The sequence below is a fragment of the Acinetobacter sp. MF4642 genome, assembly GCF_002018925.1.
Classification (GTDB): Bacteria; Pseudomonadota; Gammaproteobacteria; order Pseudomonadales; family Moraxellaceae; genus Acinetobacter; species Acinetobacter johnsonii.
The window spans coordinates 1-20,366 of the sequence record NZ_MVON01000033.1 but is presented as its reverse complement, the minus strand read 5'-3'; the positions used below and the strand labels follow the sequence as shown (position 1 = coordinate 20,366).

General features: G+C 37.2%; 19 protein-coding genes and 1 pseudogene. 13 read left to right on the top strand and 7 right to left on the bottom strand.

The annotated features are described in order from the left end of the window. The first annotated feature begins 7 nt into the window (after positions 1-7). From MF4642_RS14075 to MF4642_RS14025, 11 genes are all read left to right on the top strand, one after another. Positions 8-3,100, top strand: a complete 3,093-nt coding sequence (locus tag MF4642_RS14075) for a type I restriction endonuclease subunit R (RefSeq protein WP_078426616.1) — start codon at positions 8-10, stop codon at positions 3,098-3,100. Then, positions 3,097-3,801, top strand: a complete 705-nt coding sequence (locus tag MF4642_RS14070; protein WP_078426615.1) for a M48 family metallopeptidase — start codon at positions 3,097-3,099, stop codon at positions 3,799-3,801. The genes MF4642_RS14075 and MF4642_RS14070 overlap by 4 nt, the downstream gene beginning before the upstream one ends. Positions 3,802-3,824: 23 nt before the next feature. Next, complete coding sequence (locus tag MF4642_RS14065) at positions 3,825-4,214, top strand: hypothetical protein (RefSeq protein WP_078426614.1); 390 nt, start codon at positions 3,825-3,827, stop codon at positions 4,212-4,214. 330 nt (positions 4,215-4,544) lie between these two features. Beyond that, a complete protein-coding gene (locus MF4642_RS14060; RefSeq protein WP_227518554.1) occupies positions 4,545-6,023 on the top strand; it encodes a hypothetical protein in 1,479 nt (492 codons plus the stop codon). After that, entirely contained in the window at positions 6,020-7,483 is a 1,464-nt protein-coding gene (locus MF4642_RS14055; protein ID WP_078426612.1) for a hypothetical protein, read from the top strand. The genes MF4642_RS14060 and MF4642_RS14055 overlap by 4 nt, the downstream gene beginning before the upstream one ends. A gap of 40 nt (positions 7,484-7,523) precedes the next feature. After that, positions 7,524-7,934, top strand: coding sequence for a hypothetical protein (locus MF4642_RS14050; protein WP_078426611.1), 411 nt, complete (start codon positions 7,524-7,526; stop codon positions 7,932-7,934). A 48-nt stretch (positions 7,935-7,982) separates the two neighbouring features. Next, on the top strand, positions 7,983-11,708 hold the full coding sequence (locus MF4642_RS14045; protein ID WP_227518553.1) for a tubulin-like doman-containing protein: 3,726 nt from the start codon (positions 7,983-7,985) through the stop codon (positions 11,706-11,708). A 78-nt stretch (positions 11,709-11,786) separates the two neighbouring features. Continuing rightward, complete coding sequence (locus MF4642_RS14040) at positions 11,787-13,226, top strand: hypothetical protein (RefSeq protein WP_078426609.1); 1,440 nt, start codon at positions 11,787-11,789, stop codon at positions 13,224-13,226. 23 nt (positions 13,227-13,249) lie between these two features. Beyond that, positions 13,250-13,915 (top strand): hypothetical protein, encoded by a 666-nt coding sequence (locus tag MF4642_RS14035; protein WP_227518552.1) that lies wholly within the window; start codon positions 13,250-13,252, stop codon positions 13,913-13,915. Between the two features lie 50 nt (positions 13,916-13,965). Then, positions 13,966-14,625, top strand: a complete 660-nt coding sequence (locus tag MF4642_RS14030) for a hypothetical protein (RefSeq protein WP_078426607.1) — start codon at positions 13,966-13,968, stop codon at positions 14,623-14,625. Positions 14,626-14,682: 57 nt separating this feature from the next. Then, positions 14,683-15,234, top strand: a complete 552-nt coding sequence (locus MF4642_RS14025; RefSeq protein WP_078426606.1) for a DUF2799 domain-containing protein — start codon at positions 14,683-14,685, stop codon at positions 15,232-15,234. 177 nt (positions 15,235-15,411) lie between these two features. Here MF4642_RS14025 and MF4642_RS14020 read toward each other — a convergent pair whose 3' ends face one another. From MF4642_RS14020 to MF4642_RS14010, 3 genes are read right to left on the bottom strand one after another with little or no spacing between them, the layout of a single operon-like run. Next, positions 15,412-15,915 (bottom strand): hypothetical protein, encoded by a 504-nt coding sequence (locus MF4642_RS14020; protein ID WP_153041799.1) that lies wholly within the window; start codon positions 15,913-15,915, stop codon positions 15,412-15,414. 5 nt (positions 15,916-15,920) lie between these two features. Further along, positions 15,921-16,538, bottom strand: coding sequence for a hypothetical protein (locus tag MF4642_RS14015; protein WP_078426604.1), 618 nt, complete (start codon positions 16,536-16,538; stop codon positions 15,921-15,923). Positions 16,539-16,542: 4 nt separating this feature from the next. Further along, on the bottom strand, positions 16,543-17,199 hold the full coding sequence (locus MF4642_RS14010) for a hypothetical protein (RefSeq protein ID WP_078426603.1): 657 nt from the start codon (positions 17,197-17,199) through the stop codon (positions 16,543-16,545). A 77-nt stretch (positions 17,200-17,276) separates the two neighbouring features. On the opposite strand from MF4642_RS14010, the gene MF4642_RS17070 reads away from it, so the two are divergent. Together MF4642_RS17070 and MF4642_RS17065 are read left to right on the top strand one after the other, a co-directional pair. Then, a complete protein-coding gene (locus MF4642_RS17070) occupies positions 17,277-17,687 on the top strand; it encodes a transposase family protein (RefSeq protein ID WP_202971251.1) in 411 nt (136 codons plus the stop codon). Positions 17,688-17,715: 28 nt separating this feature from the next. Continuing rightward, positions 17,716-18,105: pseudogene (locus MF4642_RS17065) on the top strand (transposase); the annotation flags it as partial. Between the two features lies 1 nt (position 18,106). On the opposite strand, the gene MF4642_RS13995 reads toward MF4642_RS17065, so the two are convergent. The 4 genes from MF4642_RS13995 to MF4642_RS17395 all read right to left on the bottom strand — a co-directional run. Then, positions 18,107-18,565, bottom strand: coding sequence for a hypothetical protein (locus MF4642_RS13995; protein WP_078426602.1), 459 nt, complete (start codon positions 18,563-18,565; stop codon positions 18,107-18,109). Between the two features lie 22 nt (positions 18,566-18,587). Beyond that, positions 18,588-19,052, bottom strand: a complete 465-nt coding sequence (locus MF4642_RS16835; RefSeq protein WP_153041798.1) for a hypothetical protein — start codon at positions 19,050-19,052, stop codon at positions 18,588-18,590. A 288-nt stretch (positions 19,053-19,340) separates the two neighbouring features. Continuing rightward, entirely contained in the window at positions 19,341-20,171 is an 831-nt protein-coding gene (locus tag MF4642_RS13985) for a hypothetical protein (protein ID WP_153041797.1), read from the bottom strand. 80 nt (positions 20,172-20,251) lie between these two features. After that, a partial coding sequence (locus MF4642_RS17395) for an IS3 family transposase (RefSeq protein WP_413772799.1) occupies positions 20,252-20,366 on the bottom strand: 115 nt, incomplete at its 5' end.

Here is a 20,366-nt window from a genome sequence, read left to right as displayed (position 1 = left end):
AAGGGTAATGAGTGAAGTCGGACAGCGTGAACGTGTCACACAAGACCGTGTCGTTCAATTATTTATAAATGATTTGGATTATCGTTATTTAGGAAACTTACATGACCTAAATAATAAAAATATTCGTGAGCAAGATTTAAAAGCATGGCTAAAAAAACGTGGTATCAGTGGTGTATTAATACAAAAGGCATTCCGCCAAATTGATGCTGCATCAGCATTAGGGGAAGGTCGAAAGCTTTATTATGCCAATAAAGATGTCTATCGCTTATTACGTTATGGTGTAAAAGATAAAGAAGGCGCTGGCGAGCAAAATCAAACCATTTGGCTCATTGACTGGCAAAATCCAGAAGCAAATGACTTTGCCGTAGCAGAAGAAGTGTCTGTACAGGGCGAATATAAAAAACGTCCCGATGTCGTGTTATACGTTAATGGCATTGCTTTAGGTGTGATTGAGCTTAAACGCTCTACAGTAGGGTTAACCGAGGGCATTCGACAAAACTTAGATAACCAGAAAAAAGACTTCATTCGTGATTTCTTCACGACGATGCAATTGGTGATGGCTGGCAATGACACGCAAGGTTTACGTTACGGCACGATCGAGACGGCAGAGAAGTACTATCTTGAGTGGAAAGAAGAACTAGAAAATCCTTATTCAAATAAGCTCGATTTTCATCTGAGTCGCATCTGTAATAAAGAACGCTTTTTACAGCTGATTCATGATTTTATTGTCTATGATGCAGGCATTAAGAAGACCTGTCGTCATAATCAGTTCTTCGGTATTGAAGCAGCAAAACAAAGAATTGCAACAAGAGAAGGCGGTATCATCTGGCATACACAAGGCTCTGGAAAAAGCTTAACCATGGTCTGGTTAGCCAAATGGATTCGAGAGAATGTACCTGATAGCCGTGTATTAATTATTACTGACCGTACTGAACTTGATGAACAGATTGAAAAAGTTTTTGGTGGGGTGGAGGAAGCGATTTATCGTACACGTAGTGGTGCTGATCTGATCCATACTTTAAACACAACCAATCCTTGGCTGATTTGTTCTTTAGTACATAAGTTTGGTCGCCAGGTTGACGATGAAGAGGATGATGAAGCATCTTCAGCGGATTTTATCGAAGAAATGAAAAAAGCCGTACCGCATGATTTTAAAGCTAAAGGCGATTTATTTGTGTTCGTGGATGAATGTCATAGAACCCAATCAGGCAAATTGCATGAAGCTATGAAATTGATTTTACCTGAAGCCATGTTTATTGGTTTTACAGGTACGCCACTGATGAAAAAGGATAAGAAAAAATCCATTGAAGTGTTTGGCTCTTATATCCATACCTATAAATTTAATGAAGCGGTTGAAGATGGTGTAGTTCTCGATATTCGTTATGAAGCGCGAGATATTGACCAACGCATTACATCACAGAAGAAAGTAGATGAATGGTTTGAAGCTAAGACCAGACAATTATCCCCTTTAGGCAAAACCTTACTTAAACAGAAGTGGGGGACGATGCAGAAGGTACTTTCAAGCCGTTCGAGACAGGAGCAGATTGTTGCTGATATTTTGATGGATATGGATACTCGTCCTAGGCTTATGGATGGGCGAGGAAATGCCATGCTTGTCTGTTCAAGTGTTTATCAAGCATGTACTGCCTATAAACTATTTAATGACACAGACTTAAAAGGTAAAGTCGCAATTGTGACCAGCTACCAACCTACAGCTGCGAGTATTAAATGCGAAGAATCAGGGGCTGGACTAACAGAAAAACTAGCCAAGTATGATATTTATCGCCAAATGTTGGCAGACTACTTTGAAAAGCCAGCAGATCAAGTGGGGAATTTAGTTGAAGAGTTCGAAAAACAGGTAAAGAAAAAATTCATTGAAGAACCTGGTCAAATGCGTCTGCTCATTGTAGTTGATAAATTACTCACAGGGTTTGATGCACCGTCAGCAACATATCTATATATTGATAAATCGATGGCAGATCACAACTTATTCCAAGCGATCTGTCGTGTGAATCGTCTAGATTCTGATGATAAAGAGTATGGTTATATCATTGACTATAAAGACCTTTTTAAATCCATTGATAAGACTATTAAAGATTATACATCTGAAGCCTTAGATGGATATGACAAAGAAGATGTAGATGGATTACTGAAAGATCGTATTCAGTCTGCACGTTTAGATTTGGATACGGCTCTCGAAGTAGTCAAAGCATTATGTGAACCTGTGCCTGCACCTCGGTTGAGTCAAGACTATCAACATTATTTCTGCGGTAAATCTGGATTGAATTCTGAAGAAATAAAGGAAAAAGAGTCGTTGCGCTTAGCTTTATATAAGGCGGTGAATAAACTATTGCGCAGCTACGCTAGCATTGCCAATGAGTTACCAGAAGCGGGATATAAATCACAGGAAATTACAGATCTAGAAGTGGATGTAAAGTTCTTTGAAAATGTAAGCAAAGAAATAAAAGCACATAGCGGTGATGCTGTTGACATGAAGGTCTATGAGCCTGCAATGCGTCAGTTACTGGATATGTACATCCAGGCAGAAAGCAGCGAAGAAGTCATTAAGTTTGAAGAGTTTGGGTTAATTGATCTAATTCTAAGAGGCGATGATGATTTTAAGGGTGTACCTGAAAACATCAGAAGAAATCCTGAATCAATGGCTGAGGCAATTGAAAATAACGTCCGTAAAAAGATCGTAGAAGAGAATCCCGTAAATCCAATTTACTACGACCAAATGTCTGTTTTACTTAATGAAATCATTGAGCTCAGACGTAAGAATGCAATGGCTTATAAAGAGTATCTTGAGAAAATACGCGATCTCACACGAAAAGTGGCCCAGCCAGCAGGACGGAATGATTATCCCGAGGGAATCAATACTCCAGGTAAACAAGCATTATTCGACAACTTTGGTAAAAATATCGAATTAACGCAAAAGATTGATAAAGCCATCCAATCCAACAAATTGGCTGCATGGGTGGGTGATGATGCAAAAGAGAAAATTTTGCTCAGAGGTTTAAGTAGAGAATTGGGTATTAATGATAAAAATGTTCTAATAGCCTATTTAACGCTTGCGCAAAAGCATCAGGAATATCATTGATCTTAACTTTAAAGATTGGCTCAATTCATATTGAAGTAAATCATAAAGATGTTAAAAATCTGAATATTACCGTACATCCTCCTTTAGGGGATGTACGAGTTTCTGCACCTTTAAATATGTCTGAAACAGCAGTGCGAATGGCAGTCATTGGGCGATTAGCCTGGATTAAAAAGCAACAGGCAGATTTTAATGAGCAGAGAAGGCAATCTAAGCGTGAAATAATGAGTGGCGAAAGTCATTATTTGTGGGGTAAGCATTACAGATTAAATGTTATCGAGCGATCTGGTAAGCATTACATAAATAAGCATGGTCAATGGTTGGATCTATATGTAAACCCGAATTCTTCGGTAGATAATCGTCGTAAAGTAATTGATGATTTTTACCGAGCAGAGCTAAAGACAGCTTTAGATGAATTGCTGCTCGAGTGGCAAGAAAAAATGCAGGTTACGATTTCTGCCTATGGTATTCGAAAGATGAAAACAAAATGGGGAAGCTGTAATACTGATACGGCTCGAACATTATTTAATCTTGAGTTAGCTAAAAAACCTTATGAATGCTTGGAATATATTGTAGTGCATGAATTGGTGCATTTATTCGTCCGTACTCACAATGATGAATTTTTAGCTTACATGAACCAATATTTACCAGACTGGAAGCAGCGAAAAGCTCTTCTTCGTGATCAACCATTAACTGATTTATAGTTTTATTTTATTGATGTTAGAAAATGAGATATTTAAGCTGTAAAGAAATATATGATGCAATAAAGGAATGGGGTATCAAAGAAACGAATACTAGAGAATATGCTTATGAATTTCAATTGAAGAATGGGCAGTACATCTATGTGAAACGTTTATTAGATACTCAAAAACGAAATCCAGAACCATTGCGGTTAATGATACATCCATGTTTTATTGCTCTTAAAGAAGATCTACTTTCGTTCGAAAATATTGAGTTTAGTTTTGAAGAAATGGGTAATATGAATTCAGCATTTGCTCAATTTCCTAAAAGTAGTCAATCACAATGTGATGAAAATCCAACTAAATACGGTATTGGTGTAAATTTTCAAGATAAAAGAAGTTTATTAAAATTAATTGTCTTTATTGAAAGCGTATAAAATCAAGAAAGGTGCTCATTTGAGCACCTTTCTTGATTTGGGTTTTTAAGGGTTAATACACAATTCAAATTCAGAGATTTTTCATTGGTTTAAATAGTGAGTTCAATTGTCACCATCTCCACACTAAAATGAAGGTCATTTTGACTAAATCGCATATAGGGAAATTGGATAAGAAATAAAATAATTGTTAAGATTTGTTAATTAATTTTGTGCTATTGTTAAGATTAATTTAACTAATTAATTTTATTAAAAAAAAATCAAATAAATGGTTTGAAAGTGAAAAAAAATGTCTAGAATGTTGCAAAAGAAATTCAAAATATGGGGTGTGTCTTGGTTCATGATCACGATAAGACAGTGTGGAACTTAGCATCTGGTACTTGGATGCGAGATGAGACAGTGGGTTATATTTTAAAAAGTACGCCAAATTCAAATGTTGAAAATCATGTGAATCCTCACTTTGTTCAGCAGATGCTGAACTTGCCAACTTTGGCTGGAAAAGTGTATCCGCCTGAGTTTTTATACGATCCTGAAACAGGTAACGCTTTAGAAAAAAAGCAGGTTGATTCAGAAGCATATTGGCTTCCGCCTTATGGGCAGGGACGACATTATGATGATAATCGTCAATACATGGATAGCCATGGCTTACAGTTAAGTCATCAACTTAAAAAATTAAAGAATGAGCCACAAATTGATGCTGATACAGAACAGAAAATAAAAATGCCACCAAGAGGTATTTTTGAATTTGTGTCGATCAAAGCCAGTACCGATATTCCTCAACTCGTGGCATACAATAAAATCAATGGCAATCTCTTGATTTGGAGTCAAGACAATCAGGAATGGTTGGAATTAAAAGCAGTTGAACGTCGTTTAGAGCGTTGTCCAGAAAAATTGGAAGAATATTTGCAACTTTTAGGCGTTGTAAATGATGCTGGTATTCAGTGCTTATATATTCCAACCAAAGCAGGTTTAGCACGAGTCACCATTGAAGGTTTGTCATTGACCTATCGTGCTGAGTATATCACCCCACTTAATAGTCCATGTTTAGGTACACCGGTTTATTGGAATAAAAAGATTTTAATACCAATTTTAAGTGATGATCAGGTTAAAATTTTTGATGTCACGAATCAGATAGAGATTTTGTTGAATGAACAAACCTCTGAAGTTTATTTTGAAAAAGTTGTTTATGACACTAGACGTATTATTTGGGTCGGTACGTCAGGGCAATTGATTTTAAAATATAAAATCTCTGATGATGAAGCACTCAATATCGTCTATAAAATGTGGCTACCAAGCTACACGCCTGATTTCTGTTTTGGTGCACCGTATGATGATCAAAAAGGGAGTTTTTATCAATTTGGTAAAACTCAAAGTAATGAAAAAGGTCCTTTGTGTTATATCGAATTAGATTCTGAAGACCAACTCGAAAAAACTCCATCATTCCGTTTTACCACAGGTGTATCAAAGTTCGGCCTAGATGGTAAATTGGAAAACAAACAAGATATTTGGAAAGAAGCAAGTGTGGTCGAATCAATCCATCGTTTTACAGTTCCAATGATTGAAGATGAGAAAAAGGAGTTAATTTTAGGATTCAGCTTCGATACAGATACCAATATCGGTATTGAACAAAAACTTGCAGATGACACAAAGCAAGACATTAAATTATTTATAGATACACATGATGGACTAATTGATTTTCATCGTGTTCAAGTAGAAAAGCCATTACAGTCAAGATTCTTTATTCATCAGAATGTTTTGTATTTCTATAACCCGAGCTTAAATGACATCTTAGGTTGGGAGCTGGTTGCATGAAACACATTGGTTTAATGGTTGCTGTGAGTTTAGCTTCAACGCTCACTTGTGCGGGTCAGCATGCATTTTTAGTCCAAAACTCTGGTTGGATGGAGCCATTTTACCAGGATCAAAACTCTCAATTAAAACCGCTGGTCAATGCAGTGGTTCAAACGGTAACGCAGCCCAATGATACGGTTGCGGTTTCCATGTTTAACCAAAGTAACACAACTGCCCAATCACCTGTGTTGATTTATCAAGGGGCAGGTAAACAAAATGTCAGTCAGCAACTCAGCCAAGAGGGGATTGCTAAAAAATCTGATAAAGCCTATGCAGACACAGATTTTAAAGAAGCTGTCGTTGCCACGATTACAGGTCCATTTGCGAAAAAGTCAGGCATTATCTGGATTTTTACTAACAATAAAAATAGTCCTAATAATGATGAGGCAACGGCTGAACGCAATAAAGAGTTTTATGAGTTAGTTCACTTAGATCCAGCTATAAATAAAGTAATGGCTTATCCATTAAAAATGCCTGTACAAGGGAAACATTTTAATGCATCAGGACTAATGGTTTATGTATTGGCTTATGGTGAGCAGGCAGAAGCTGAGTTAAACCATTTGGTAAAATCAGGTCAGATGGAAAAAGTGTTTAACCAACAGCCTGCATTATTAAAGCCTTTAGATAAAGAACCTGTTCAGCTCATTCCGACAGGTGTAAAAAACTCATCGACGATTCACGCCTCTTTGGCAGCAGATCAGAAAACTTTGGTCTTTAATTTAGAGCCTAAAGATGTCATTCCTGAGTTAAAACTCACAGCAGATCTGAAAAATAAATTTTATCCTTACAATATTGCAGCAACTCGTGTTGAAGCAAAATTAAGATTAGCAAATGGAATGCAAGCACCGATTCAGATTTCTGAAACGGATATCCGTTTGATGACTAAGGATAATACCAAGCTCGAGTTTCAGGTGCCAATTCCTTCGCATTTAATTGTGTCCCCATGGTCTTGGGAAGTGTTTAAGGCAATGGGTAAGGCAGTTACGATTCCTGCAAATATTGATGTGACCTTATATGAGCAGAAGCTGAGTTTATCTGAAGATTTTAAACAGAATTTGCAGAGTTTATTTCCTGGTGATCCATTATCGGATGTCTTTGTTGCACCACAAAGTATTCAGTCGTCCACAGCCACAATTCCGGTACAATTCCGTTTGCAATATCCATTATGGCCGGTTGTAGTAATGATTGCAGGGATTTTATTGGCACTTGTACTCGGAATTTTGGCTTTGGCATTGAGCTCAAAACGTAAAAAATATGATGTTTGGGTAAATGGCTTGAAGAAACAAACTATCCAATTAAAACCATTTTCCAAGATGAGTGTTTATGGTGATTCAGGGAAAGAAATTGCGATTGTAAAACGTGGTATTTCAGACGCATCTGTTCAAGTTTTAGATAAAGAATTTAGTGTAACACTTCGTTAAATATTTAAGATTAATTTTAAAAAAGCATCCAGGGGGATATATGTCAGAGTCAAATACAAATAACGGTTTTGTTTTACCAACAGCAGATGAGCAGGCTCAAACTGAAACAGGTACAGCAGCACAAACTGTTCAAGAAGTGAATGTGCCTACAGTTCAAGAAGAAACAGGTTCTCGTGATCTCATGATTGCTAGTGGAATTATCGTTGTTCTTCTCATCGCTTTCTTTTTTGCAAAACGCGGTTTCAGCAATAGTTTGGTAAAAAAACGTATTTCTCCGAGCAAAGCAAGTATGGCAGGTTGGTGGTTATTTATTTTCCTTGCTGCGGTTGCTATCGGTGCAGTCTTGGCAGCAGTCAATCCAGTGAAATTCTTATCTCTGCTTATTTTAGGGCCATTAGGTATTGTTGCATTGGTAAGTGCTGTCCTGACATTCACATCAAGCCGTGCTTAAGCACTGACTGTAAGTTAAGCAATTAAAAAATAAAGAACCAGAGGGAAGATGATGACAGACGCACAAAATGTCAACACAGGCACTGCAGCCAAAGCAGCAGAGCAGACCGTAAAACTCCGCCCAACACTTTATATTGGTGTCGGTGGTACAGGTATGGAAGTGATGATGCGTGTGCGTCGTCGTATTCTCAATGCAAGTTGGGGTAGTGATAATGTTCGCTTAGAAAACTTATCACAGTTTCCAATTGCACAATTTATGCATTTTGACTTAGATCAGGGTGCAATTATTGATAGTGGTCGTGCACAAACTGAAGATTTGCAATATAACTTAGTCAAGTTTACAGATGATGAAAAGATCGTTGAGTCTTTTGATATTGAAAAATATAGTCGTGATGATGCTTCATTAAGCCGTTATCCACATATTCAAAATTGGTTACCGCTAACCCCTAAAAAAATTCGTGAATTAGGCATTGATCCTGCAAAAGGTGCGGGGCAAATTCGATCTGTATCACGTTTATATTTCTTTGATAAATATCCAAAAACTCGTGACAAAATCCGCTCAAAATTAAATACATTAAAAGCAGGTTTATCGCGTGATGACATTCTAAAAAAACTAAATTTACAACTAGATACAAGCAAATTTCGTATTGTGGTTTTGGGCTCTGTTGCTGGCGGTACAGGTTCCGGTTCATTTTTGGATATGGGGTGGTTATCTAAATGGGTGGCAAGCAACGAAGTTGAAGCTGCTGACGTAGAGTTGATGTTGTTTTTACCGACAGGTTATTCAAGTGCCAATAAAGCACGTACTGAGGCCAATGCTTATGCAGCGTTGATGGAAGTTGAATCTGCAATGGTTGGGCATTCAAAGTATGTGGAAAAATGGGATGATTATGATCGTCCACAGCTTGCATCGAAACCGTATGATGAAGTTCATTTAATTGATTCCGGTAACCTGGCACGCCAGCATACGGACAATATGAATGATGTCTACTCGATGATTGCGGATACGTTATTTGAAGATTTTCGTTCTGCTGACTTTGCCAATCGGAAACGTTCAGTTGCTGTCAACCAACGCCAACATAAAATTCATATGTTTGCGCCACCTGTTCCGACAGGTCGTTTCGGTGATATGAAGTTAAATTACTCATGTGCCTATTCAGCATTTGGCCAGTCGACTTTGGACACACTTGGCCGTGCTCGCTACGATGAATATGCCTACAGTTTGGCATCGGACATGCTTAAAGCCTTCTTTGGTGTAGCAAGCGCGAATCCTGCTGCAAATCGTGCGAGTCAAAAGCAATGTGATAACTTTATGTCTGAATATATGTATTCAGCTTTAGTTCCATTTAACAACCTGCCAGAGTTTTCTGCTGCGACACTGAAAAATCCAGAAATTCGTGAATTGAACACAGAATTTATGGATCTGGCAATTGTTGAAACATTGCTTCGATCAGGTCAGTCGGGTGTAGAGGTTGATATTGTTGATGAAACACGCCAACGTGTTAGCAAGCGCATTAATGAAGTCAGTAACGTAGATCGTGATCAATGGCCTGTTCAAGTTCGTCTTGCGATGGATAATTTACTCGAACAAGTGATCCGTAACCCGAATACTAAAGGGGATACTGCTGAAGATCAGGTGGTGCGTCGTAGAAAAGTGATTTTTGATGCACTGAAAAAAGACATCGAAAACCGCCTCTATCTTTATATTGATAATCAAGATCTAGGTGGTTTTGAGTATGTCATTTCTTTAGTAGAACAAATTAAAGGACGTATTGAAAATGCCAATACAGGAATTTGCGTATACCTAAAAAATTCTGCAAACCGCTATACAGCTATTAAAGATGCTGTACAAACCTATGAATATGAAAAACAACTCAAGGATTTAGAAGAAACCAAAGGCTCGGGCTTCCTCGGCTTGGGTGCATCTTCTCGTGAAGAGCAGGCACGAAATATTTTAGATCATTTGCGTAATGATATTTCAAATGTTCTTGCATTCCATTTACAAGCTAAAGCTGCTGTCGAAGCGATTGAGTTGATGCAGGATATTTCGAACTGGTTGGGTAACAGTTTGGGTGTAGATGAGAGTGGCAAGACGATTTGGAATGGTGTGATGGGTGACCTGCAAAATGGTCAAGAGTCTGTCATGGATATGATGAAGCGTCTTGATCACGATCGTGAAGTGATTCATCAGCAAATTCGGACTAAACATGCAACTTTGCAAATCATCGAAACTGACGATGTGAAAGAGCGTGAGATTGATCCTCGTTTATTGTGTGAATGGGCAGCTGAAGCATTTAAAGATTTTGGTGGCTCAAGAGAGCTGTTTAAAGTCCTTGTTGATCCAGATCAGCAAACACCATTATTGCTTAAAATTATTCGTATGGCTGAGCGTCGTCTGGTTGTTTTTGAACAAAATGATCAAGAAGAAGATGCACTGTATAAAGCACTTGAAAACATGAGTGTGGTTGAGCGTCAGAATGTATTCACTGAGTGGTTACAACGTGCCATGCCTTGGGTTGATGCTAAAATGGGCGGCGATTTCACACCGCCACCAGATCGTTTCAAATGTTTCATTGGTGTGAATGGGGCAGATCAGTTCAGCAAAAAGTACAAACACGAATTAACTGGCTGTATTCCAAGTGGTTTAGGTTTAAATGCTCAAGCATTGTCGATTGTCGAAACCGGGGAGCCTGGTCGAGCAGTATGCTATGTCGAGTTGTCAGGTATTCCTCTTACGATTTTACGGGGTATTGAAACTTGGCGTACGAGCTATCGTAAAGAAAGTGAAAGAACTCCTTTACATACCCATATTGACTCAACACGATTCAAGCATCCATATGCACCGACACCTGATGAATTAAACAGCTTAGCTGATGATTTTAAATGCTACCTGAAAGCAGTGATGTTGGGTATTTTAAAGCGCTGTGATGTTCCAGGCTTGATTCCAAGTGGGCAATATGAATTTGCAGTAGCACGAGGTGATGTTCGCCGCTTAGGTAATGAACGTGGTTTCCGTTTAAATGGTTTACCTCAGACTTACCGTGACAACATTTATGATCAAGTTCAACAGAAATTTAAATCTCTGAGTGATGCAAATTTAACAATGCTAATTGCATTAGTTGATCATTATGAGCGTGAAGTTTACACGCCACGTTTGGTACAAAATGAAACTGGTGCTCAGGTTGAACATGTTGGTTTTGCATGTGCCATTGCGAAAGAATTGAAGAAAGAACTTATTGAGTTAGCTGAGCGTAAGGAAATTTCACAAGAATTGATCGACCGAGCATATGAGTTAACTGAATATCGCGAAGAAATGGAAAAATGGGCTGAAGTGCTCAAAGATTCAGACGAGGATGCATATCAGGACGAAATTCGTGAGCCAAATAAAGGTCGACGTCTGAAATGGGTGATGAATATGTCACCAAGTATCTTACAAACACATGAACAGCTTCTTGTGAAAAAAAGTGTGGCAGAAGTAGGTACGCCAATAGCGACTTTTGCAATGCCTGGCATGACTCCACCGCCACCTCCAGGCGCGATGCCACCACCCATTCTGCAGCAACCTCAGTATCAATATCATATAGCGATTAATGGGCAAAACTTTGGACCATACTCACATTCTAAAGTGGTTGAAATGTTGCAGCAGCAACAAATTAACACTGCAACGATGGTATGGCGTGAAGGTTTAGCTAATTGGATCGCAATTGCCCAATGCCCTGAGCTTGCAATGCCTGTGCCACCACCAATTCCAGGCATGCCGCCAATTTTACAATAATGCCCATCGCAGTATTGTTCTCGAAGGAGGGCAATACTGCTCATGCTCAACACAAAAAGAAGTAATAGGTTAAATGAAATGGTTAAGCAGCAAGAATATACAGCTTGTATTGGATGTAAGCAGGAGCTACAGCTCAAAGTAAAGTTTTGTCCTTTTTGTAGTGTTGCACAAAGCGTTCAAGCTCAAACTCTGCCTGTAGAGCCAGAAGAAACATCGACTATTCCACAAGAAATAGTCAGTGACCTACCAGAATCGACGGTTAGTGAAACACTAAGTGAAGCTCAAAATAATGAGGCTGCTGATACATCGGTTGTGGTCAAACATATTACGAAACAAGGTAAAGAATTATTCGGGATCATTATTGTTGGTGCATCCCTTGAGTTGATGCGAACTTATGATCGTTACGCCTTTAAAAAAGATGAAGGGATTTTTGTACGTTTAAAACATTTAGCGAATATTCCAAATGAATATTTAAGTTTGCAACAATATCAACTCAAGTTTCAAAGTGATCTGTCCGTCTTAGATGCTGAGCCAGATGAGCTTCTTGAACAACCAAAGCCTGAAGCTCCAGTCTTCACGCCACCAGAACAACCATCTTTGAATAGTCAACCTACACCATTCGATCCACCACAGCAAAAAACATCAAGCTTTAAATATATTGCAATTGCATTTATTGTGATTTTGGCTGTGATTTTCTTTATATTTAGTGGCAAAGACAATGCAGAAGAAGTTGCATCTGTAGATGAAGGGGCACAGGTTGATCCTTGTGAAAATGCAAATGAAGAAATTAACAGTTTGCTGAGTGAAAAAATGCCGACACGTGCATTGAGTATCATCAAACTCAACCAGGCAGAATGTAAAACCAATGCAAGTTTTGTTCAATTGGTTGTATCGGCTGAAGCACAAGCCACATCTGCAAAAGAGAAGCTCACTTTAGCAAAAGAATATTTGCAAGCTGGAAACTTGGAGTTAGCACATCAGACAGTGCTTGCTGCATTAGAACTTGATGCTGAACTTGTCGGTGGTGTAGAGCTACTATCACAAATCGAATCGATGATTGAAGAATTCAATCTTCAACAAGAACAAGAGACAGATGAAGTTCCATTAGAAAGTGAGGCTGTACAAGATGTTGTTCAAAGTATACCTCAACAAAATACCAATCATGAGGTTGAACAAGCACAACGTTTAGCCCAAGTAGAACGTGAGCGTGCAGATGCACAACGCCAAGCTGAGCAAGCACAAAGAGAACGTCAACAAGCTTTAGAAAAAGAGCATCAAAAAGCTGAAGAGGCGGCACGTAAATTAGCAGCAGAAGCAGCACGTCGTCAAAATGAAGCCCGTTTTGATTCTCAGCTCAATCGTGCAGAGCGTGCATTAAATGCAAATAACTACGGTCTGGCTAAATCTTTGGCTCGAGAAGTGTTGTCTGCTTCCCCGAGTAATAGTCAAGCAAAACGTATTTTACGTCAGGCTGAAGCAGGTGAGTCAGCAGCCTTTGACGATATGGTAATTCAATAATTTTTAAATTTTACAGAGGGTCTATGATGAAAAAAGCGATATCTATTACTATGTTGAGTTCAGCAATTTTGGTTTCTGGTTGTGCAAGTACAGGTGGGCTAGCAACGTCAGCTAACGGTGGATGTAATACAGGAATGTCTACAGCAGTAGGTGCATTACTTGGTGCTGCTATTGGAGCATCTGTAGGTGATAGTACCTATGCTGCAACAGGTGCAGCCATTGGCGGTGCGGTTTTTGCAGCAGGATGTATGATGATTAATGCACATACTATTCAGAAAAAATCAGCTGCTGAAGTTGAAACGGCATATAAAAAAGCTAATAAGGGGAAACTGCCTCAAACAACAAGAGTTCAACAGTATTCTACGGTTATTTTACCAAATCAAACTGTTTCAGCTAACCAAAATATTACAGTGAAATCAGATTTGACTGTTGTAGAAGGTATTGCTGATCCCCTTCAGCGTGTCCAAGAAAAATTAGTTTTAAAAGATGCGAATGGAAAAGTGATTCGTGAATTAGTGAAAGATGTTCAGGTTTCAACAGCCCAAGGTTATAGTTCAGGAGATTTTGAAAATTCCTTCAATTGGAAGTTTCCAGCGAGTGTATCTAAAGGACAATACTTGCTTGATACTGAATTACTAGTGAATGGTAAAAAAGTTGCAAATAATTCACGTACTATTACATTAATATAAAATGCAAGCCCATATATATATGGGCTTTTATATTTTATTGAGAAAATCTCATGAAATTTTTTACTCTAGGAATACTAGCACTCGCAAGTTTGGGTACAGCTTCAGCAAGTGATACTATTTTTCAAATTAATAATAAGTTAGCTGAAGTTGATCTTAATCAAAATGCATTTCAATATTCTAAAATATTCAATAGTCTTGTGAAGGATCTTAAAGAGAATGGTCTTGGATTTTCTTATGATGGGACTGAAGTTAGAAATGATTATAGAGGGAAACCATATTTTTTAGTTAAAAATGTAAGAGTTTATATTAAAAAAGAGATATTTGAAAAGAATGAAGAATATTCTACTATTGTAGAAAAACAGACTTTTTTTAATAACGCTATTAAAGATTATGGGCAATCATATATTTTTTCTAATTTAGAGTATACTTGGGCTAAACCAAAATTAGAAATAAAAATGGATTTACTGGATAGTAATAATAGAAGTATATCAAGTCGTGAAATTAAAACAAATTCTATGTTGAATGATGGGAGGGGTGTATCTTTTGAGCATTTTTTCAAATATATTAATCGTATGAATAAAGATAATAGAATTTTTGATGATGTTGATATTTCGGAAAATATATCTATTTTTAGGGATAAGGAATTTGATATTGGTTTGGATGAAATTCAGAATATTAGATCGATTAGATTTCGTGTAGATTATAATTGAGATAATGTTTTAAATGTTTATTTATTTTAAGTAGCTCAGAATTAACTAGAGTCATTTATGAAATTGAAAATGTTGTTGTTAAGTAGTGTTGTTATACTCAATGGTTGTGCAATTATGTCAAAGAATGAGTGTCTATCTGCAAATTGGGGGTTAATAGGGCAGAATGACGGTTATAACGGAAATGGCTCTTTTATGCAAAAAAGAGCGCAAGCTTGTATGAAACATAATGCTGTATTAGACACAACAGCATATACTAATGGCTATAAGAAAGGCTTGAAAAATTATTGTAATCCTCAAACAATTTTTGATTATGCTTTACAAGGGCGTGGAACATATCAGAGTTGTCCAATGGAAATGCAGAATAATTTAAGACCTTATTACAATGTCGCGTATCAGTTTTATACAGCAAATAAGAGCTTAAAATCCATTGAAGATACAATTGCTAGTGCAAAATCAACGATGTATAACTCTGATGTCAAAGAAGAATATCGAAAGTCTGCTCGCGAAAGGTATAACGAAGCGAGTAATAAATTAGGACAAATTCAGCGAGAATATAATTTGGCAGAACGAGAACTTATACAATTTAAGCGAACTGCAAGTTTTGAATAATTAATGTAAGTTATAACTTTGAAAATGCAGTTTCTCATTAAAAAAGAGACTGCATTTTTTATTTTAAGATTAATTTTACTTTTATAGAAGCCACATCAAGATGAGGCCTATACTTAAAGCTTTCAACCGTCTATGTACGCTCGATTGTGTTCAATTAAACTAATTGGCATAAAAGAGCTAATGCATAGTTTTTTGTTGATTTTCATTTTTAATACTCATTTTATCGTGAGAAGGCACAGACGTTACAGCCTTCTTGGGTGAGTAAAAATCATAAATTGCATAACCGATACCACACAGCATGATGAATACAAACAATATGAGAATAGGAGTGAAGTTGAAACCTTCTTTTTTCTTCATACGAGCACGAGGTCTACGCTGAATATTTTGATTCGACTGATTTGCGTGTGGTTGATCATTTTCACCATATTGGGCGAAAGGATTTAGTTTTGGGTGAGGAATATCTTCATCAATGTCGGTTTGTGCAGAAGAGACTTTTTCTTGAGTGACTTGAGTCGAGTTGATTTGGAGAGGGTCAGGAATTTCAAATTTAAAGTCTGGCTGAGGAAGTGCTGAATTTGTTTCAGCTCTTCCTTGAGTAGAGACAGATGAAGTAGGGGTGATCTCTAAACACTCATAGTAGCTATTCTGGTAATCTTGTAAAGCATCTTTTAACTTATTCAAGGACATTATTTGCGAATCCTTGTATAGAAGATGCCTTGGACACGATCTCGTGGTGCAACAAGATTTGAACGTTCATGTAATGTCACGGTATAACGGCATTGAGGATATTTGACCAATACATTGTGCCAAGCAGAGCTAAACCCCCGTAGTGACCATTGTTGGTTGTTCCTGATCGGTTGATTGATTTGTTTGGCTAATTGCGCAAATTCAGGCTGCCAAGAAATCAAACGAATCGAACTATTTGTTGCTTCAAAAACTGCAACGGTTTTTGCAACTTTTAGGCCGTTCTTCATTGCAAAAACACAGGGTGGTTTGCCTTGGCCTTCCTTAAACTTTTCCACCATGGCATTTACTTCTTTTAAGCCGCCATTTGAATCCATAAAGTCTTGTGCCTTTTTTGCATCTTCTAAATTATTGATGGGGGCAAGCGTTTGTAAACGGTCGATGAGCTCCTGAACACTATCAACTTTATATTCCTTCGCAAGGTCAAGAAACTGTTTCGCTTCAGCATTATGGCGACGTTCGACATAAATATAAGCTAACAATGCAATCATCACGAGAAAAAGCATTTGCAGAAAAAAATCAATCAAGGTGAGATATAAAACATCTTCTCTTCTGTTCATTTACTTAACCTACGATTTGATCAAGATTTTTTGATGTATTTGGTTTTGCTTTGCGCATAGTTGTAGACGTATTGTTTGCGACTTCAATTAGGGCATCATTGACAGCATCTACTGAAGCTTTCGTACTTTGTAATGTATGTTGCAGTTGCAATTGGTGTTGTTCATGTAAATGGGTATATCGCTCAGTCATATTTTGAAGCTGAGTATTAAAATGCCCAATATTCTGTTGCATGTCACTGTATGCACCGACCAGTTGTTGAGATGCTTTTTTAGCAGAATCTGCAACGCTTGGGATAGCTAAATCATGAATCGCTGTACCAATATTGGATGCTAAATCTATTAAATGTTGTTGTGATCTTTCGACATATGCAATATGTGATTGATTCGCTTGTTGCATATTGCTATAGAGTGAATTATTCATTTCTTGCATCTGTTCATATAGATTTTTTTGTAGTTGTTCTTGATATTCAATTAATTCAAGATTTTTTTGCTTTTGGTGCTCGATTAAAGCATTTTGTACATTGATCGACTGTTCATTAAAAGTCAAAGTTGCTGCTTTTAAGCTCTCAATAATTTCTAGATTAAGTACTTTCTGTTGATTCTTTAAATTGACATTAATGTCCTGTAATTCACTGGCAAAACCAGTAATTTCTTTTCTCAAGTCAATAGATCTCTTTCATAAATCAAAAAATGATCTACCTTTTGCTGATTATTTGTACCGAAGAATCTTAAATATTCATGCATAATTTGCAGATGAAATACGTCGATTCAAAAAATCTTTCTGAACCCCAGTTTAAGCGATATACAGGCATCTCATGGTCAACCTTTGATTTAATGATTGAACAACTGAAATTGTCTGTCCCTGCTAAAGGTAGACCATCCAAATTGAGCATAGAAGATCAAATCCTTCTGTGCTTAAGTTATTGGCGTGAATACCGAACATTGTTCCATATTGCAACGAACTATGGTGTGTCAGAGCCCACTGCTTCAAGAATTGTCCGCCATGTAGAGGACTGCCTCATCAAGTCTAATCTCTTTAACTTGCCGAAGGATTTACCTGAAGGCGAAGGTATAGACTGGAATGTGGTGATCGTAGACGCCACAGAAATTCCAATACAAAGACCTAAAAAAACAAAAGAAAAGCTATAGTGGCAAGAAGAAAGCGCATACTTTCAAAGTTCAAGCCATCATGCATTATAAAACTCAACAAATTCTGAGTTTATGCACCAGTCGTGGTGCTGTACATGATTTCGAACTCTTCAAACGTAACTTGAATCAGATTCCTGCAGATGCCTTCATCCTTGCAGATAAAGGCTATCAAGGGATTTATGCCGTATATCCAAATAGTCTATTGCCATTAAAAGCAAAGAAGTGCTGCAAACTAGATCCAGAGCTGAAGATTTATAATAAGGAAATCAATAAAAGAAGAATTGGCATTGAGCATGTATTTGGCAGTTTGAAAACTTTCAAAATCCTTGCAGAACGTTATAGAAACAGAGGAAAAAGACTTGGTTTGAGATTCAATTTAATCGCTGGAATCTACAATTTAGAACTGTGTAAAAAATGATTTATGAAAGAGGTCTAATGATGTCATTAATAAGTGCATGACGTTCATTTTGTTCCTGATCTGCGTTTTGTTGATTCATGGACGCCAATAAAAACAAACGTAAGATCAAACCAAGACAAGTTACTAATAATCCAACACCAAATTGTGAGAACACAAGATTTAAGTTTTGTAGGTCTTCAATATCAGAAGATAGACCAAAATGAATGATGGCAGAAGTGGCAAGTGTTACGATAGTTAAGCTAAAACCAAAGTAATAAACACTATCTACAGCATTATAGTCAGGTTGTTTTAGTAGGCTTTTTTTAACAATATTAAAATAAAGAATAAGGGGAACTATTACTGTGAAAGCTAGTAATACAATATGTAAATTAAACCAAATGATAATAATCGAGACTAATGCTGCTCCACCTAAAATCGGTAAAAAGCTACTTGGAAGCCCTTTTTTTGCTGCAAATGACATGATGAATCCCCTCTAAAAAATATTATGAACCTGGTAGATCGTGACGTTCCAAACCATATGCACGTCTATCGCCACGCATATCTCCAAAAAACCATATCCAAAAACCATCACGAATATTGAGTAGGTTCTCAGTGAGTTGTGCAGGCGGAATAATATGTAAATATGCAGTGGTGTTGATAAAAGTTGGACGTTGTACACCACCAAGGCGGCTTAATTTGAATTGATTAATCGCTGCCTTTAGATCTGTACTTTGTGCAAATGACAAATTTTGTGAATTTTGTAAGAAATTGGAAAAAATAAATAATCGAGTTTGCTTCGGCTGAATCTGATGTTGACTTAGCTCGATATCGAGTAATGCTTCAGCAAGCGGAATGGCTGTTGAATGCTGTGGTTGAGCATAGACCGCATAATGTACAGATTTCAAAAATAATTTTTCAAAGTTCGTATCGGTGTGACATGCTTTAAATACAGGTTGTAATTCACTCATGGATTGACCATTTATCACATATACTAAAGCTAAATCTTCACGTTTGATCTTGTGGGCTTGCTGTGTAATTCTAGATAGAATTTCAGATTGTGTTTGAGTGCTATGAATCGATGATGGATCAATGACAAAAACATGTTTTTGTTCAATTTTATTTAGGCAACCTGTAAAGCGGTCACGTTGATTCTTTTTATCGAATTGGTAGAGAAGTATACAATTAATTAGGACAGTACAACAGAATAACATCCACAAAAGTGGCCAAAGCTTCTTGGGATTTTGACTTAAATGCATTTATATTCTCTCTGCCTGAACAGTATTAAATATTTCAAACTGCTGTTGTAGAGATGATGCATCTTGAGAGAGTAGTTGTAGGCTACTCAGTAAATGTTGAATGCGCTCAAGTTGATATTGTTGTTCTAGATGACTGTGATCAAGAGAAAGACAGGTTACTTTCTCTTGTATCTTTTGAATAGGGTCAATTAATTCAATAGTGGGAGAGAGGTTTATATGCTCTAGGATTGGATCATTTTCAAGTTCTGAAATTACCTTGGCTTTGAAACGCTCAAATGCTCTTAGGTTGCTGTTTGCTTTATTGATTTCTTGGACTAAGTCTCGTTTTTCTTGCTGCAATTTATGTTGATTTTCAACCTGGAAAATATCAGGGTAGCGTTGCACAATATTGGCAATTTCAGGGGATGCAGAAAATAAATATGAGCTTACATAAAAGATAACGATCCCAATAATACAATATAAAATGAATAAAAATTGTGCCCACGTGCTTGCAGGAATCTGAGTATATAAATGGAAAATTTGGCTAGGGATTAAACTTTTATGCAAGCTAAATGGAATTAAGTGATCAGCATAAAAAAATAGACGTTGTGCAGAACCAAATGCAAGGACAAGTCCAATCATGGAGAAAATACTCCATAAAATCTCATCAACTCTTCGAGTTGCACGCGTTGCTCTGAACATTAAACCCGAACCTACGCAAATTAAGAAAAATATGCTGCATTCAATATAGGTAGGAATAAGATTTACCCAATCAGATGCTGTTTGAAAAAGCAGTAGATGGGTTAAAATAAGTAAGAAGGAAAATAAGTTTAACAGTCCAAAGCCGATCAAACCAATTGATGGTAACTGTTGAGCATTTTTAAAATTAAAACTGAACCGTACCGGGTTTGTCGGAGGCTTTTTTATTTAAGTTAGGCCACCTGACCTAACGGGTTAATCTTATCATAGTACATTGCTTCAAACTCAAAAGGCGATACATAACCCAGTGCACTGTGTACACGCTTTTTATTGAACCAATATACCCAG